The sequence below is a fragment of the Ruegeria sp. BF6 genome, assembly GCF_056538665.1.
Map to the genome: position 1 here is coordinate 615907 of NZ_JBQFTN010000001.1, position 13249 is coordinate 629155.

The 13249-nt window shown below is 58.1% G+C and carries 16 protein-coding genes; 8 read left to right on the top strand and 8 right to left on the bottom strand.

From position 1 onward, the window contains the following. The first annotated feature begins 143 nt into the window (after positions 1–143). The 4 genes from purL to grxD all read left to right on the top strand — a co-directional run bounded on the left by purL (position 144) and on the right by grxD (position 3498). Complete coding sequence (gene purL / locus ACR0IM_RS03120; RefSeq protein WP_480640460.1) at positions 144–2303, top strand: phosphoribosylformylglycinamidine synthase subunit PurL; 2160 nt, start codon at positions 144–146, stop codon at positions 2301–2303. A 135-nt stretch (positions 2304–2438) separates the two neighbouring features. After that, positions 2439–2675, top strand: coding sequence for a BolA/IbaG family iron-sulfur metabolism protein (locus ACR0IM_RS03125; protein ID WP_170324811.1), 237 nt, complete (start codon positions 2439–2441; stop codon positions 2673–2675). 183 nt (positions 2676–2858) lie between these two features. After that, positions 2859–3149, top strand: a complete 291-nt coding sequence (locus ACR0IM_RS03130; RefSeq protein ID WP_480680789.1) for a hypothetical protein — start codon at positions 2859–2861, stop codon at positions 3147–3149. Beyond that, entirely contained in the window at positions 3136–3498 is a 363-nt protein-coding gene (gene grxD, locus ACR0IM_RS03135; protein WP_480590804.1) for a Grx4 family monothiol glutaredoxin, read from the top strand. Before ACR0IM_RS03130 ends, grxD begins: the two co-directional genes overlap by 14 nt. Here the strand turns inward: grxD and ACR0IM_RS03140 are convergent, their stop codons facing one another. The 3 genes from ACR0IM_RS03140 to ACR0IM_RS03150 are packed head-to-tail and all read right to left on the bottom strand — an operon-like array spanning position 3499 to position 5041. After that, positions 3499–3852, bottom strand: a complete 354-nt coding sequence (locus ACR0IM_RS03140; RefSeq protein ID WP_480590802.1) for an MliC family protein — start codon at positions 3850–3852, stop codon at positions 3499–3501. Next, positions 3849–4244, bottom strand: coding sequence for a cell division protein ZapA (locus ACR0IM_RS03145; RefSeq protein ID WP_480680790.1), 396 nt, complete (start codon positions 4242–4244; stop codon positions 3849–3851). The genes ACR0IM_RS03140 and ACR0IM_RS03145 overlap by 4 nt, the downstream gene beginning before the upstream one ends. Next, a complete protein-coding gene (locus tag ACR0IM_RS03150) occupies positions 4244–5041 on the bottom strand; it encodes a hypothetical protein (protein ID WP_480640464.1) in 798 nt (265 codons plus the stop codon). The genes ACR0IM_RS03145 and ACR0IM_RS03150 overlap by 1 nt, the downstream gene beginning before the upstream one ends. Positions 5042–5275: 234 nt before the next feature. Here ACR0IM_RS03150 and tkt point away from each other — a divergent pair, with 234 nt between their 5' ends. Next, complete coding sequence (tkt, locus tag ACR0IM_RS03155; RefSeq protein ID WP_480680791.1) at positions 5276–7300, top strand: transketolase; 2025 nt, start codon at positions 5276–5278, stop codon at positions 7298–7300. A gap of 45 nt (positions 7301–7345) precedes the next feature. Here tkt and ACR0IM_RS03160 read toward each other — a convergent pair whose 3' ends face one another. Further along, positions 7346–7759 (bottom strand): hypothetical protein, encoded by a 414-nt coding sequence (locus ACR0IM_RS03160; RefSeq protein ID WP_480640465.1) that lies wholly within the window; start codon positions 7757–7759, stop codon positions 7346–7348. Between the two features lies 1 nt (position 7760). Then, positions 7761–8720 carry a DUF808 domain-containing protein gene (locus ACR0IM_RS03165; protein WP_480640466.1) on the bottom strand — a complete coding sequence of 320 codons (960 nt, stop codon included), beginning with the start codon at positions 8718–8720 and terminating at the stop codon, positions 7761–7763. A 181-nt stretch (positions 8721–8901) separates the two neighbouring features. Here ACR0IM_RS03165 and gap (ACR0IM_RS03170) point away from each other — a divergent pair, with 181 nt between their 5' ends. From gap (ACR0IM_RS03170) to gap (ACR0IM_RS03180), 3 genes are all read left to right on the top strand, one after another. Next, positions 8902–9903 carry a type I glyceraldehyde-3-phosphate dehydrogenase gene (gene gap, locus ACR0IM_RS03170; RefSeq protein ID WP_480590791.1) on the top strand — a complete coding sequence of 334 codons (1002 nt, stop codon included), beginning with the start codon at positions 8902–8904 and terminating at the stop codon, positions 9901–9903. 71 nt (positions 9904–9974) lie between these two features. Continuing rightward, the gene (locus tag ACR0IM_RS03175) at positions 9975–10118 is read left to right on the top strand and encodes a hypothetical protein (RefSeq protein ID WP_480680792.1); all 144 of its coding nucleotides are present in this window, start codon (positions 9975–9977) and stop codon (positions 10116–10118) included. Between the two features lie 81 nt (positions 10119–10199). Next, complete coding sequence (gap, locus tag ACR0IM_RS03180; protein ID WP_480680793.1) at positions 10200–11204, top strand: type I glyceraldehyde-3-phosphate dehydrogenase; 1005 nt, start codon at positions 10200–10202, stop codon at positions 11202–11204. Here the strand turns inward: gap (ACR0IM_RS03180) and coaD are convergent. From coaD to ACR0IM_RS03195, 3 genes are all read right to left on the bottom strand, one after another. Then, entirely contained in the window at positions 11196–11687 is a 492-nt protein-coding gene (gene coaD / locus ACR0IM_RS03185; protein ID WP_480590785.1) for a pantetheine-phosphate adenylyltransferase, read from the bottom strand. The two genes, gap (ACR0IM_RS03180) and coaD, sit on opposite strands and share 9 nt — an antisense overlap. 85 nt (positions 11688–11772) lie before the next feature. Beyond that, positions 11773–12210, bottom strand: a complete 438-nt coding sequence (locus tag ACR0IM_RS03190; protein ID WP_480590784.1) for a CBS domain-containing protein — start codon at positions 12208–12210, stop codon at positions 11773–11775. A gap of 59 nt (positions 12211–12269) precedes the next feature. After that, the gene (locus tag ACR0IM_RS03195) at positions 12270–13172 is read right to left on the bottom strand and encodes a LysR family transcriptional regulator (RefSeq protein ID WP_480590782.1); all 903 of its coding nucleotides are present in this window, start codon (positions 13170–13172) and stop codon (positions 12270–12272) included. Between the last annotated feature and the right edge of the window lie 77 nt (positions 13173–13249).

Sequence of the window (13249 nt, forward strand, 5' to 3'; positions counted from 1 at the left end):
GCCCTGCTCAACGCACCGGGCGGCCGTTTTTTTTTACCTTTGGTCCGCGTCAAACTATGCCTTGCGGGTCTTAACCCTTTCCACGGGCGCGCCCTTGCCCTAAAAGGCGCGCAATCTCGGCCCACTTGGACACAGGACAGAAGATGCAAGAGCCCGCAATCACACCCGATCTGATCGCCGCACACGGGCTCAAGCCCGACGAATACGACATGATCCTCGAGATCATCGGGCGTGAGCCGACCTTCACCGAACTGGGCATCTTTTCGGCCATGTGGAACGAGCATTGTTCCTATAAGTCGTCCAAGAAATGGCTGCGTACCCTGCCCACCTCGGGCCCTCAGGTGATCTGCGGACCGGGTGAGAACGCGGGTGTTGTCGACATTGGCGACGGTCAGGCGGTGGTCTTCAAAATGGAGAGCCACAACCACCCGTCCTACATCGAACCCTATCAGGGTGCGGCGACGGGTGTCGGCGGCATCCTGCGCGACGTCTTCACCATGGGCGCGCGTCCCATTGCGTCTATGAATGCTCTGTCCTTCGGCGAGCCCGGCCATCACAAGACCCGCCAACTGGTAAACGGTGTGGTCGAAGGTATCGGCGGCTATGGCAACTGTTTCGGCGTGCCCTGCGTAGGTGGTGAGGTGAGATTCCACCCGGCCTATAACGGTAACTGTCTGGTGAACGCGTTTGCTGCAGGATTGGCCGACAGCGATAAGATTTTCTACTCGGCAGCTTCGGGCGTCGGTATGCCTGTCGTCTATCTGGGTGCCAAGACCGGTCGTGACGGCGTGGGCGGCGCAACCATGGCTTCGGCTGAGTTCGACGACACAATCGAAGAAAAGCGTCCCACAGTTCAGGTCGGCGACCCATTCACTGAAAAGCGCCTGATGGAAGCCACGCTGGAATTGATGCGGACCGGGGCCGTAATCTCAATCCAGGACATGGGCGCAGCGGGTCTGACCTGTTCCGCGGTGGAAATGGGTGACAAAGGCGGTCTGGGCGTGCGTCTGGACTTAGAGAACGTCCCCCAGCGCGAAGAAAACATGACCGCTTATGAGATGATGTTGTCGGAATCTCAAGAACGCATGTTGATGGTTCTAAAGCCCGAGCTTGAGGCCGAGGCCCGCGCTGTATTCGAAAAATGGGACCTGGACTTTGCCATCGTAGGCGAAACCATTGCCGAAGACCGCTTCCTGATTGTCCATAACGGAGAGGTCAAAGCCGATCTGGTTCTGTCCAAGCTCTCGTCGACCGCACCGGAATATGACCGCCCTTGGGTGGCAACGCCCGAGGCTGAAGAACTGCCTGAGGTACCCCAAATCGACCCAATTGACGGTCTGCGTACCCTGCTCGCATCGCCCAACTATGCGGGCAAGCAATGGGTCTACGAACAATATGACACGATGGTCATGGCTGACACCGCCCGCACGCCGGGTCTGGGTGCGGGCATGGTTCGCGTGCACGGCACCGACAAGGCGCTGGCATTCACCAGTGACGTCACCCCGCGCTATGTGCGCGCCAACCCAGTCGAAGGCGGCAAGCAGGCGGTCGCCGAAGCCTATCGCAACCTGACCGCCGTGGGTGCGAAACCACTGGCAACCACCGACAACCTGAACTTCGGCAACCCCGAAAAGCCCGAAATCATGGGCCAGTTCGTCGGCGCCATTCAGGGTATCGGCGAGGCGGTTGCCGCGCTGGACATGCCCATCGTGTCAGGCAACGTGTCGCTGTATAATGAAACCGACGGTCAGGCGATCCTACCCACCCCGACCATCGGTGCGGTTGGTCTGCTGAATCACACCGACGAAATCATCGGCAATGAAGTCCGTGAAGGCCACGTCGCGCTGGTCATCGGTGAAACCCATGGCCATCTGGGTCAGTCAGCCCTGCTGGCCGAAGTGTTCAACCGCGAAGACGGCGACGCGCCGCATGTCGATCTGGACGCGGAAAAGCGTAACGGCGAGTTCATCCGCGCCAATCGCAAGATGATCAAGGCCTGCACCGATCTGGGCGATGGCGGTCTGGCACTGGCAGCGTTCGAGTTGGCCGAGGCCGCCGGCGTGGGGGTTCACCTTGATGAGGCTTCTACTGCATTTCTGTTCGGAGAGGATCAGGCCCGTTACCTAGTGGCCTGCAACTTCGATCAGGCTGAGGCACTGATGATCGCAGCAGGTCAGGCTGGCGTTCCGCTGGTCTCTGTTGGCCGCTTTACCAGCGACAGCGTGCGTATTGGCAACTCCGAGGCTTCGCTCGAGGAACTGACCGCCACTTTCCGTAACAGCTTTGCCGAAGCCGTGGCCTGAACGCTGATCACCTACTGATCGCAAAACCTGCGTCCCGATAGACGCGGGTTTTGTCGTTTTCAGCCCCCTTTCACACCCTTGCACGCCCCGCCCTGGCGCTCTACATCTTGGGAAAGACCTTCAGGAGTTACCTACATGCCGATGAGCGCCCACGAAATCGAACACCTGCTGCGCGAAGCCTTTCCGGATGCGGAAATTCAAGTCGGCGGGCATGACGGCGTGCATATGTCTGCCATGGTCGTGGATGAGAGCTTTCGCGGCAAAAACCGGGTCCAGCAGCAACGTGCGGTCTATGCAGCGTTGAAAGGTAAGATGGACGGCCCGGATGGCGACCTGCACGCACTGGCACTGACGACGAAAGCGCCTGAATAGTGGACGAACCGATCGGATGGGTTCTGCTACGACTAACCTATCTGGTCTTCGACATAGTCTACTCGTTAGCGATCTTGTTTTGTGATCTACCAAAACTGCTAAAATACGGGCCCAGATATTGGCGTGTCACAAGGAAAATGAGACGGCGCGAGTACGAACGACGAAAAAAGGTGAGTGCCTAAAATGAGTGGCTGGATGTTCTGGATAGGTGTACCCGCAGCATTGGTAGTTGCCGCCGCGCTGATCGAAGCCTATGTGAAGCGGAACAGAAAACGTAACCTCGCCGACATGCGTCCCGATCCGGACAAAATCAGCAAGGTCGGCGGCATCGAAAGATACGGGCTGGATCCGCTGGCCCTGGCGCAAGCCGAACACCGACGGTTGGAGGAAGAAGGATGGACCTCTGACCCGTCAAAGAATGAAACGACCGCCCCGGATGCGGGTGAAGAGGACAAGCAAGATGAGCGACGTTAAGACCCAAATCGATGAAACCGTCAAAGCCAATGATGTTGTGCTGTACATGAAAGGCACCAAGGAAATGCCGCAGTGTGGGTTTTCGTCCCGCGTGGCCGGTGTGCTGAACTACATGGGTGTGGAATATACCGACGTGAACGTTCTGGCCGATGAAGATGTGCGTCAGGGCATCAAGGATTATTCCGACTGGCCGACCGTGCCGCAGCTATTCGTCAAAGGCGAATTCGTCGGTGGTTGCGACATCATCACCGAAATGACCCTGTCGGGCGAGTTGGATACGCTGTTTGACGACAACGGCGTCGGCTACAACAAAGAAGCCGCAGACAAAATCCGCGAGGCGAACGCCTGATCAGCGACTGCTGCAGTTTTGTAGAATGATTTGCTCACTGGCGGCATCCGAACCTGTCGCCAGAAAGCTCACCGTGGCGTCCCAGCCTTTGGAACGCAGGATGTAAGTCCCTACCTCTCCCGCAGACTCGTAACGGATACCGGACCCGCTTTGGGCCTGCCGCAGCGTGACCAGTTGATTGTCGACGATCATCGCCGCCGCACTGGACCCGTCTGGCGCATTGAAATAGGCGACCTCCAGCGGAACTCCGTTTTCACAGGTAAATGTCACCGGTAGAATGTCGATTTCAGCCACAGCCACTCCGGCGGGCAGTGTCATCATCGCAGCAAAAGTCAGAGTTCTGACGGCGTTCATTCCGAAGACCTTTCTTCGACCACCGAAGCCAGGGCTTCGGCCCGTGCGGCTAACTCCGCCAGAGTGTCTGTAACTGAGGGCGGCACCACTGCCACCTCAATCCGTTCGGGTTCTGGTTGCGGCATATTTCTGAGCGCTTGCAACTCTGCCTCGACCGCGGCCAGTTTAGCTTCGAGAGCATGAAATTTTTCATCCGTTCCAGCGGTCTTGTCCGCCAGCATAAGACCGGCCATCAGCAACATCCGCGATTCCGGCATTCGGCCGATCTGATCGGATAGGACCTGCGCCTCATCATCCAGCATCTTGGCTGCGGAATGCAGAAACGCCTCTTCGCCTTCCTGGCACGAGACTTCAAAGCCGCGCCCACCGATTTGAATGGTCACTTCGGGCATTATTCAACCTCTCCTTCCGCCAGTTTCGCCTGCGACAACAGCGGTTCAAGCCGAGCCAGAACCGCGTGTGCCTCGGCCGCATCCGTCGCCTGCGCGGCGCGCGTCGCCTCAAGCTCGGCCACCGTGGCGCGGTTGAGCAGATCGGCATCGGGCAAGCCGTCTTCGGCCGCGGCCCGCAATTCGTCGACCGATTGGCGCAATTGCTCATTCGCCTTACGCATCCGCTGCAGATCGTCATCCAGACGCGACATCGCCGCGCCGTGGCTGGCGCGTTCCGCGCGTAGCATGTCCAACTCGGCGCTCAACTCGGCCACCCGCTCGCTGTCGGCCAATTCTGACCGAAGACGCGCATTTTCGGCCTCAACCTCTTGCGCCGCGCTGACGGCGGCTGCCAATTGTGCATTTTCAGCCTTGAGCGCTGCAAGTTCATCCTGGTTTTCCAACGCTGCCTTAGCCGCCGCCAATTCAGCGCGGGCAGCCTCGACCGAGGCCAGCTTTGCAGTTGCTGCAGCCAACTGTTCCCGTAACGAGCCATTTTCAGGATCTTCTATCGGCGCCGTCCGCAGGCTTTCCATATCGGCGCGCATGGCATCGACTTCCTGCTCGTGGCGTTCCTTCAGCGATTTCAGACGTTCTTCCAACTGCGCATTTGCAACGCGTTCATCGTCCAGTGCCGCGCGCAGGGTGTCATCCGCACCGCCGCTGGCCGGTGCTACATCCCGCAGCGCCTCGACACCCGTTCCGATCCGATCCATTGCGGCAATGATACGGCGCTGTAGTTCTTCGATCTGGCTCATGCCCCTGCCACCTCTTAACCAAGGTTCCTTGTATTGCGCCTATGTCCGAATCAACACAAGCCGCGTCTTGCCCTAGTCTAACCCAACGAGACAGAAAATACCCACTGTTTGCTTTCAACAACTTGGGCCACTTTCTTGAACCACACCTCGGCCAGATTGCCCAGTTCTGCTTGCACTTTGGGGGGCGGATGGTATTGAGCGCCCATCTGCCTGTAATCCAAAGGAACAATGCCCGTGGACCTGACTGCGCTGCGCAATGCCAATCCTGAACACTGGGACAAAGCTGCGGCCATCCGCACCCTGACCCTTGACGCCGTCGCCGCCGCCAATTCCGGCCATTCCGGCATGCCGATGGGCATGGCCGACGTTGCGACCGTGCTGTTCGAAAAGCACCTGAAATTCGATGCCTCGGCCCCGAACTGGCCTGATCGCGACCGGTTCATCCTTTCGGCGGGTCACGGCTCGATGCTGATCTATTCGCTGCTCTATCTCACGGGTCATGCTGACGTCACGCTGGACGAGATCAAGAACTTCCGCCAACTGGGAGCGAAAACCGCCGGTCACCCGGAAAATTTCCTGGTCGATGGGATCGAAACCACAACCGGTCCGCTGGGTCAGGGCATCTCAAACGCTGTGGGCTTTGCCATGGCCGAAGAAATCCAGCGCGCGCATTACGGCAAGAAGGTCGTTGATCACTATACCTATGTGATTGCGGGCGACGGTTGCCTGATGGAGGGCGTCAGCCAAGAAGCAATCACGCTGGCCGGTCGTCACGAGTTGAGCAAGCTGATCGTCTTCTGGGATAACAACAACATCACCATTGACGGCACTGTCGATATGGCCGACCGCACTGATCAGGTGCGCCGTTTCGCGGCCTCGGGCTGGCATGTGATCGAAATCGACGGCCATGATCCCAAAGCCATCGACGCGGCCATTGTTCAGGCAAAAAAGTCGAACAAGCCGACCATGATCGCCTGTGAAAGCCACATCGCTCTGGGTCACGCGGCGCAGGATACGTCCAAAGGCCACGGCGCTTTGACGGATCAGGAACAGTTGAAGGCAGCAAAAGACGGCTACGGCTGGCCGCATGACGCGTTCGAAGTCCCGGCCAACGTGAAATCCGCGTGGGAAGCCATCGGCACCCGCGGTGTCGCTGAGCGCGCCGCGTGGGAAGAGCGTTTCGCGCAGTTGTCCGAGCGCAAGCAGGCCGAGTTCAACCGCGCCTACGCGTTCGAAGCGCCGAAGAAACTGGCCGGTGCCATTCGCGCGTTCAAGAAACAGATGTCGGAAGACCAGCCGAAACTGGCCACCCGCGCCTCGTCTGAAAAGGTTCTGAACGTCGTGAACCCGATCATGACCGAGACCGTCGGCGGCTCGGCTGACCTGACCGGGTCGAACAACACCAAATCGGCCGATATGGGCGTGTTCCTGCCGGAAAACCGCAAGGGCCGCTACATCCACTACGGTATTCGTGAACACGGCATGGCCGCCGCGATGAACGGCATGGCGCTGCATGGCGGCATCCGCCCCTATGGCGGTACGTTCATGGCCTTCACCGACTATGCCCGTCCGTCCATGCGTCTGGCAGCGCTGATGAAAATACCGTCGGTCTTCGTGATGACCCACGACTCGATCGGTCTGGGCGAAGACGGCCCGACGCACCAGCCGGTCGAGCATCTGGCCATCTCGCGCGCAACGCCGAACACCTATGTGTTCCGCCCTGCCGACACGGTTGAGACCGCCGAAGCCTGGGAGCTGGCGCTGACCTTCAAGGACAGCCCCTCGGTCCTGTCGCTGACCCGTCAGGGCGTGCCTACCGTACGGACCCAGCACAAAGCCAAGAACCTAGTTGCACAAGGCGCTTACGTTCTGGCCGAAGCCGAAGGCAAGCGTCAGGCCATCCTGATTGCGACCGGTTCGGAAGTTTCGCTGGCGATGGAAGCCAAGGCCATGCTCGAGGCCGAAGGCATTGGCACCCGCGTTGTCTCCATGCCCTGCATGGAACTGTTCGCCGAGCAGGACGAAGCCTACCGCAAGCGCGTTCTGCCCGCAGGTGCCGTGCGCGTCGGTATCGAGGCCGCAGTTCGCGCCGGTGGCTGGGACCGCTGGCTGCTGGGCGAGCGTGGCCGCGAAGCCAAGGCCGGTTTCATCGGCATGTCGGGCTTTGGCGCGTCTGCTCCGGCGGGTGAACTTTTCAAGCACTTCGGCATCACCGCAGATGCAACGGTTGCCAAAGTCAAGGAACTGCTGGGCCTGTAAGCCAATCACGAAGAATAGAGCAAAGGGCGGCTTTGGCCGCCCTTTTCATTTGGATCCAGTCTTAACCTTCAGTTTGAGCGCGTCATAGGCTTTCAGAGCGTAATCCAATCGCAACTCATACCGTCCTTGCACCACCACTTTCTTGGGTGGTTGCAAGCCGATACAAGACAACGCTTGGCGAAGATGTGTACCTGAAAGGGGAACGTAAGTTGCCGATTGCCCGGTCAAAGTGTTGTAAACTCGTCCGCCCGACCAATGACTACGCTTCTGTGCCTTGAGTGCGGTATCAATACGAAAATGTAAGAATCCGTAGAGTTCTTCTTCATCAAACGGCACTTCGTCGGCGGCAATGCTCAGTGCAGAGAGAAGCGAAGATGCACCGCTCCGAGAGGACCCGCGTGATCCAATTTCTCGGATGATAGGCCCATCTATTAAGGTTTCTAAGCGGAAATGCTGCATCTTAGTGGTCAGCTTTCCTGTTGAACAACGGCCCCATGACCTTGGTTGCAACCGGGATCAAAACAAACCCCCAGGCCAGACCAAACACGCCGTCCATCGCAGCTTTGGAAATCCATTCCACAGCGCCCACCCACTGTTCCGATACCGAATGCCCAATCGCATAGGCCCAGTCGTGGATGTGATGGCCGAGCCAGCCAAAGCCCAGAACTTCCATCCCGTGAATGACAATTGATCCGCCGACCCACAGCATTGCAGCAGTTCCGACAATCGACAGAGTTTTCATCACGCCCGGCATCGCTTTGACCAGACCGCGCCCCAATCCACGCCCAATAGGCGTCGGCGCGTTCTGCGCCAGGTACAGGCCTACGTCGTCCATCTTCACGATCAGCGCGACCGATCCATAAACCGCAATTGTCACACCAATCCCCACAACCGCCAGCGTCGCTGCCTGCATCCACAGATTCGGAGCTTCAATGGCCGCCAATGCAATGGTCATGATCTCAGCCGACAGGATAAAATCTGTTTTGATGGCCCCCCTGACCTTCTGTTCCTCCAGATGTCCGGGGTCGCGCACGTTCATGTCTTCGTCGATGGCATGGCTTCCATGGGGGAACAGGACATGGAAAATCTTCTCGGCCCCTTCGAAACACAAATACGACCCGCCCAACATAAGCAAAGGCGTGATCAGCCACGGCGCGAAATTGGCCAGCAACAGCGCCACCGGCAACAACAGCACGATCTTGTTGAATACTGAGCCCCGCGCAATGCGCCAGATGATCGGCAACTCACGCGCCGGTGCAAAGCCCTGAACGTATTTCGGAGTAACCGCCGCATCGTCAATGATCACTCCCGCCGTCTTGGCCCCGGCCTTGCCCGCCGCCGCAACGACGTCATCCACCGAGGACGCCGCAACCTTGGCGATCCCCGCCACATCATCCAAAAGGGCCAACAGACCGCTCATCGCGCATCCTTTCCTGTCTCCTGCCGCAAACGGACCCTACCCGATCCCTCAGCTAGCGCAAGCGTTAGCGCAATCTCGTGAGGTTTGCGCTAACACCTTAAAATTATGCCGCTTTTACTCTTTTGAGATTCAGAAATCGCCGCTATATGGCCTGCAACGCAAGCGCATTTGGAGACGTCACATGACCATAAAGGTCGGTATCAATGGTTTTGGCCGCATCGGCCGCTGCACCCTGTCGCACATCGCCGCGTCAGGCCGTAACGACATCGAAGTGATCAAGGTCAATGCGACCGGCCCGTTGGAAACAAGCGCGCATCTATTGAAGTATGACAGCATTCATGGCCGTTTTCCCCGCGACATCGCCATCAATGGCAACACCATGGATCTGGGACGCGGCCCGATGGAAATGTTCTCGACTTACGACATGAACGAGCTGGACTGGGAAGGTTGCGACGTCGTTCTGGAATGCACCGGTAAGTTCAATGACGGCACCAAGGCGAAAACGCACCTTGAACGTGGCGCTGGCAAAGTTCTACTGTCCGCTCCGGGCAAGAATGTCGACAAGACCATCGTGTTCGGAGTGAACCACAACACTTTGACTGCAAATGATAATATGGTCTCGAACGGATCCTGCACCACGAACTGCCTTGCTCCGCTTGCCAAGGTGCTGGACGAAGGTGTCGGAATCGAAAACGGTATCATGACCACGATCCACGCCTATACCGGCGACCAGCCTACTTTGGACCGTCGTCACAGCGACCTGTACCGCGCTCGCGCTGCAGCTATGTCGATGATCCCGACCTCGACTGGTGCCGCTAAGGCTCTGGGTGAGGTTCTGCCGAACCTGAAAGGTCGCCTAGACGGTTCCGCCATCCGCGTACCCACCCCGAACGTCTCGGCCGTGGACCTGACTTTCCGCGCCTCGCGCGACGTCACCGTTGAGGAAGTCAACGAAATTGCCCGCGAAGCCGCACAAGGCCCAATGCAGCGTGTTCTGGGCTATGAACCCGCTCCGCTGGTCTCGACCGATTTCAACCACACCGAGGAAAGCTCCATCTTCGCACCAGATCAGACTCGCGTTGTCGATGGCCGACTGGTTCGCGTTTTGGCTTGGTATGACAACGAATGGGGCTTCTCGGTCCGTATGGCTGACGTCGCTGTTGCGATGGGCCGCCTTAACTAAGACCGGTTTGAAATCTTGAACCTTTTTGCCCGCTCAGGTTATCTGGGCGGGCATTTTCGTTCGGGGCCGCAATGACCAACCAAATCGCTATCTGGCTCGGCCTCTTGATCCTCGGTGCGTTCATTATCGACTACGCATTCTTTGGCCCCGAGCATTTGATCTTCCTCGGAAAAAAGCTGTACGCCTTTCTGGACTGGGTCGCCATCTGGCGCTGACAGAGGTTTTTCTTGACATTTCCGTTTATCTGACGATGTTAGCGCTAACCATATTTAGCCGACATTCGGACGGAGCAGAAAATGACACTCAAGCTGGCAATCAACGGATTCGGACGGATCGGACGCGGCGTGCTGCGCGCGGTGATGGAGACGGGGCGCACAGACGTGGAAATCGTCGCGATCAACGACTTGGCTAAGCCGGAAATGAACGCACATCTGTTCGAATTTGACAGCGTGCATGGCCGCTATCCCAACACGGTCACATTGTCCGAAGCGGGCCTGGACGTTGGCGCCGGCCCCATCCGCCTAACCAGCGAGCGCGACCCCGAGGCGCTGAACTGGTCGGATGTCGACGTGGTTCTGGAATGCACTGGCGTGTTCCGCACGCGCGAGGCCGCCGAACGTCACCAAAAAAACGGCTCGAAAAAAGTTCTGATCTCGGCTCCCGCTCGCGGAGATGGAGCAGTCAAAACGGTCGTGTTCGGTGTGAACGAACACGAACTGACAGCCGAAGACACCGTGGTTTCGAACGCTTCCTGCACCACGAACTGCCTGTCCCCCGTTGCCGCCGCACTGGATGCAGGGCTGGGCATCGTGCACGGCAACATGACCACCGTTCACGCCTATACTGCAAGCCAACCGGTTCACGATACTGCGGGCAAGGACCCCTACTTGTCGCGGGCTGCAGCTTTGTCGATGATCCCGACCACAACAGGTGCCGCTGCAGCCGTGGGTCTGGTTCTGCCGCAACTGGCAGGAAAATTGACCGGTCAGGCGATCCGCGTCCCTACCCCCAACGTATCGGTTGTGGATCTGGTGGCCGAGGTTTCGCGCCCCACCACCGAAGACGAGGTCAACGCGCTGTTTGTTGAAGCCGCTGCCAAAATCCCCGGCGTTCTGGCCGCGGAAAACCGCCCGCTGGTATCAGTGGACTTCAACCACGATGCCCACAGTTCGACCGTATCCTTGGCAGAAACCAAAGTCACCGACGGCACGCTGGTGCGCGTGCTGGCGTGGTACGACAACGAATGGGGTTTCTCGAACCGGATGCTGGACACGGCCGCCGCGATGGGTGCCCTAGCCTAGCTTTTCTCGCAGCGCGTCATTGACCTGGGGCGTGACGAATTTCGACACGTCCCCGTTCAGCCGCGCAATCTCTTTCACCAGTTTCGAGGCAATCGCCTGATGCCGGGCTTCAGCCATCAGGAACACGGTTTCGATCGAGTTATCCAGCACACGGTTCATGCCAACCATCTGAAACTCATACTCGAAATCCGCCACGGCCCGCAGACCGCGCACGATGATCTGCGCACCGACATCACGGGCACAATCGATCAGCAGGTTTTCGAAGGGATGGGCAACAATCTCGGTCCCGGTCTGTTCGGACAGAAACGCGCACTCCGCCTCGATCATGGCAACGCGCTCTTCCAGAGCAAACATCGGCCCCTTGTCGCGGTTGATGGCGACTCCGATCACCAGCTTATCCACTAGTGCCGAGGCGCGGCGAATAATATCGATATGGCCCAAAGTGATCGGGTCAAAGGTTCCAGGATATAATCCCACCCGCATCACGCCCTCCTGCGCAATAAAATTTCTGCGCAAGCAAACATAAACTTGATGCAGGTGCAAGCTATCAGTTCGGTGGTCCGGGCCGTCAATGGCCCATAATCATGCCCTGCAACGCATCTTTTTCCATCGCCAATTCCGCCAGTTGTGCCTTGACCACGTCGCCAAGCGTCACAATTCCAACCAGCTTGCCGTCTTCAACCACGGGCATATGGCGAAAGCGGCCTTCGGTCATGCGGGCCATGATATCCTGAACTGTTGCCTGCCGCGTCGTCGTGATCAGGTCTTGCGTCATGTAGGCGCTGACCGGCTGGTTCAGACATCCGCTACCACTTGCGGCCAATTCGCGAACGATATCACGTTCGGACAGAATGCCCGATGCCGTTTGCCCACCGTCCTCCGACACGATAACGGTACCGATACGTTTTTCTGCTAGAATCTTCGAAGCTTCTGAGACTGTCGCCGAAGGTTCGACCGTCACCACGCCTTCTGTAGACTTAGATGTCAGAATGGCCTGTACGAGCATGAAGAACACCTCCGAAATAATAATCTTATTCCAAAGCGTTGCGCGATTGGGTCGACCTGTCAAGCATCAGCATCGGCTTCAAGCCGCGCAATTTCGTCACGGATGCCCTGTGTCAGAGCGTCGGCAAATCGGTTCAACCGTTCATTGCGCTGATCCCCCTGATGCCGGACAAGATAAAAACTTCGGGTTAAACTCACTTGATCCGTCAAGATTTTCTTTAGGTTTCGGTGAAACGGCAAAGTGAAGTCATGTGCCACGCACACCCCAGTGCCCAGCGTTACCTGACGCAACTGAACCGAGACGGAATTCGATGCAAGCGCGACACGGTCAATGCCGATATCATTGAGATAGTCCAATTCGCGGTCGAAGATCATGTCCGGGATATACCCAATCAACCGGTGCCCCATAAGATCGGCGACGGTGTAGATGGGATCGTGGCGGTCCAAGTAATCCTGCGTCGCCACCAAATGCAGCTTGTAATCGCTGACCCTTTTGACCAGCAGCTTTCCAGCGGTTGGCGCACTGACGGTCACGGCCATATCCGCCTCGCGCCGGGACAGGTTGATGATCCGTGGCAAGGCCAGAATCTGAATGTCCAGATCGGGATTGGCATCGCTGATTTTCGCACAGACCTGCGGCAACAGGTAATTCGCGCTACCGTCAGGCGCGCCGATCCGGATTTGACCACTGAGCGACTTGGTCGAGCCCACCACGGCACCCGCCGCCGCACGCATCGCTTCTTCGGCTTGCAGACCGTGATCCAGCAGACGTTCCCCCGTCGCTGTCAGCACATATCCCTGTTGGGACTTTGTGAACAATGTTGCGTCCAGAGTCGCCTCAAGCCGGGCAATACGCCGTCCGACCGTGGCCGGGTCTATCTTCAGGATGCGCCCGGCGGAAGACAGGCTTTCCTCGCGCGCGACTGCCAGAAAAACCCGCATGTCATCCCAGTTTGGGTTCATGTGTCACCTTTTGCATTTTTGCAAAGCTCTTTTGAGATATTGCCTCTGTTCACGAAATTTCTGCAAGCCTATTGTGC

Bases quoted from the DNA above. Each gene is read 5' to 3' on its own strand.
- purL (WP_480640460.1), top strand. From the start codon at position 144: ATGCAAGAGCCCGCAATCACACCCGATCTGATCGCCGCACACGGGCTC.
- ACR0IM_RS03125 (WP_170324811.1), top strand. From the start codon at position 2,439: ATGCCGATGAGCGCCCACGAAATCGAACACCTGCTGCGCGAAGCCTTT.
- ACR0IM_RS03130 (WP_480680789.1), top strand. From the start codon at position 2,859: ATGAGTGGCTGGATGTTCTGGATAGGTGTACCCGCAGCATTGGTAGTT.
- grxD (WP_480590804.1), top strand. From the start codon at position 3,136: ATGAGCGACGTTAAGACCCAAATCGATGAAACCGTCAAAGCCAATGAT.
- ACR0IM_RS03140 (WP_480590802.1), bottom strand. From the start codon at position 3,852: ATGAACGCCGTCAGAACTCTGACTTTTGCTGCGATGATGACACTGCCC.
- ACR0IM_RS03145 (WP_480680790.1), bottom strand. From the start codon at position 4,244: ATGCCCGAAGTGACCATTCAAATCGGTGGGCGCGGCTTTGAAGTCTCG.
- ACR0IM_RS03150 (WP_480640464.1), bottom strand. From the start codon at position 5,041: ATGAGCCAGATCGAAGAACTACAGCGCCGTATCATTGCCGCAATGGAT.
- ACR0IM_RS03160 (WP_480640465.1), bottom strand. From the start codon at position 7,759: ATGCAGCATTTCCGCTTAGAAACCTTAATAGATGGGCCTATCATCCGA.
- ACR0IM_RS03165 (WP_480640466.1), bottom strand. From the start codon at position 8,720: ATGAGCGGTCTGTTGGCCCTTTTGGATGATGTGGCGGGGATCGCCAAG.
- gap (WP_480590791.1), top strand. From the start codon at position 8,902: ATGACCATAAAGGTCGGTATCAATGGTTTTGGCCGCATCGGCCGCTGC.
- ACR0IM_RS03175 (WP_480680792.1), top strand. From the start codon at position 9,975: ATGACCAACCAAATCGCTATCTGGCTCGGCCTCTTGATCCTCGGTGCG.
- gap (WP_480680793.1), top strand. From the start codon at position 10,200: ATGACACTCAAGCTGGCAATCAACGGATTCGGACGGATCGGACGCGGC.
- coaD (WP_480590785.1), bottom strand. From the start codon at position 11,687: ATGCGGGTGGGATTATATCCTGGAACCTTTGACCCGATCACTTTGGGC.
- ACR0IM_RS03190 (WP_480590784.1), bottom strand. From the start codon at position 12,210: ATGCTCGTACAGGCCATTCTGACATCTAAGTCTACAGAAGGCGTGGTG.
- ACR0IM_RS03195 (WP_480590782.1), bottom strand. From the start codon at position 13,172: ATGAACCCAAACTGGGATGACATGCGGGTTTTTCTGGCAGTCGCGCGC.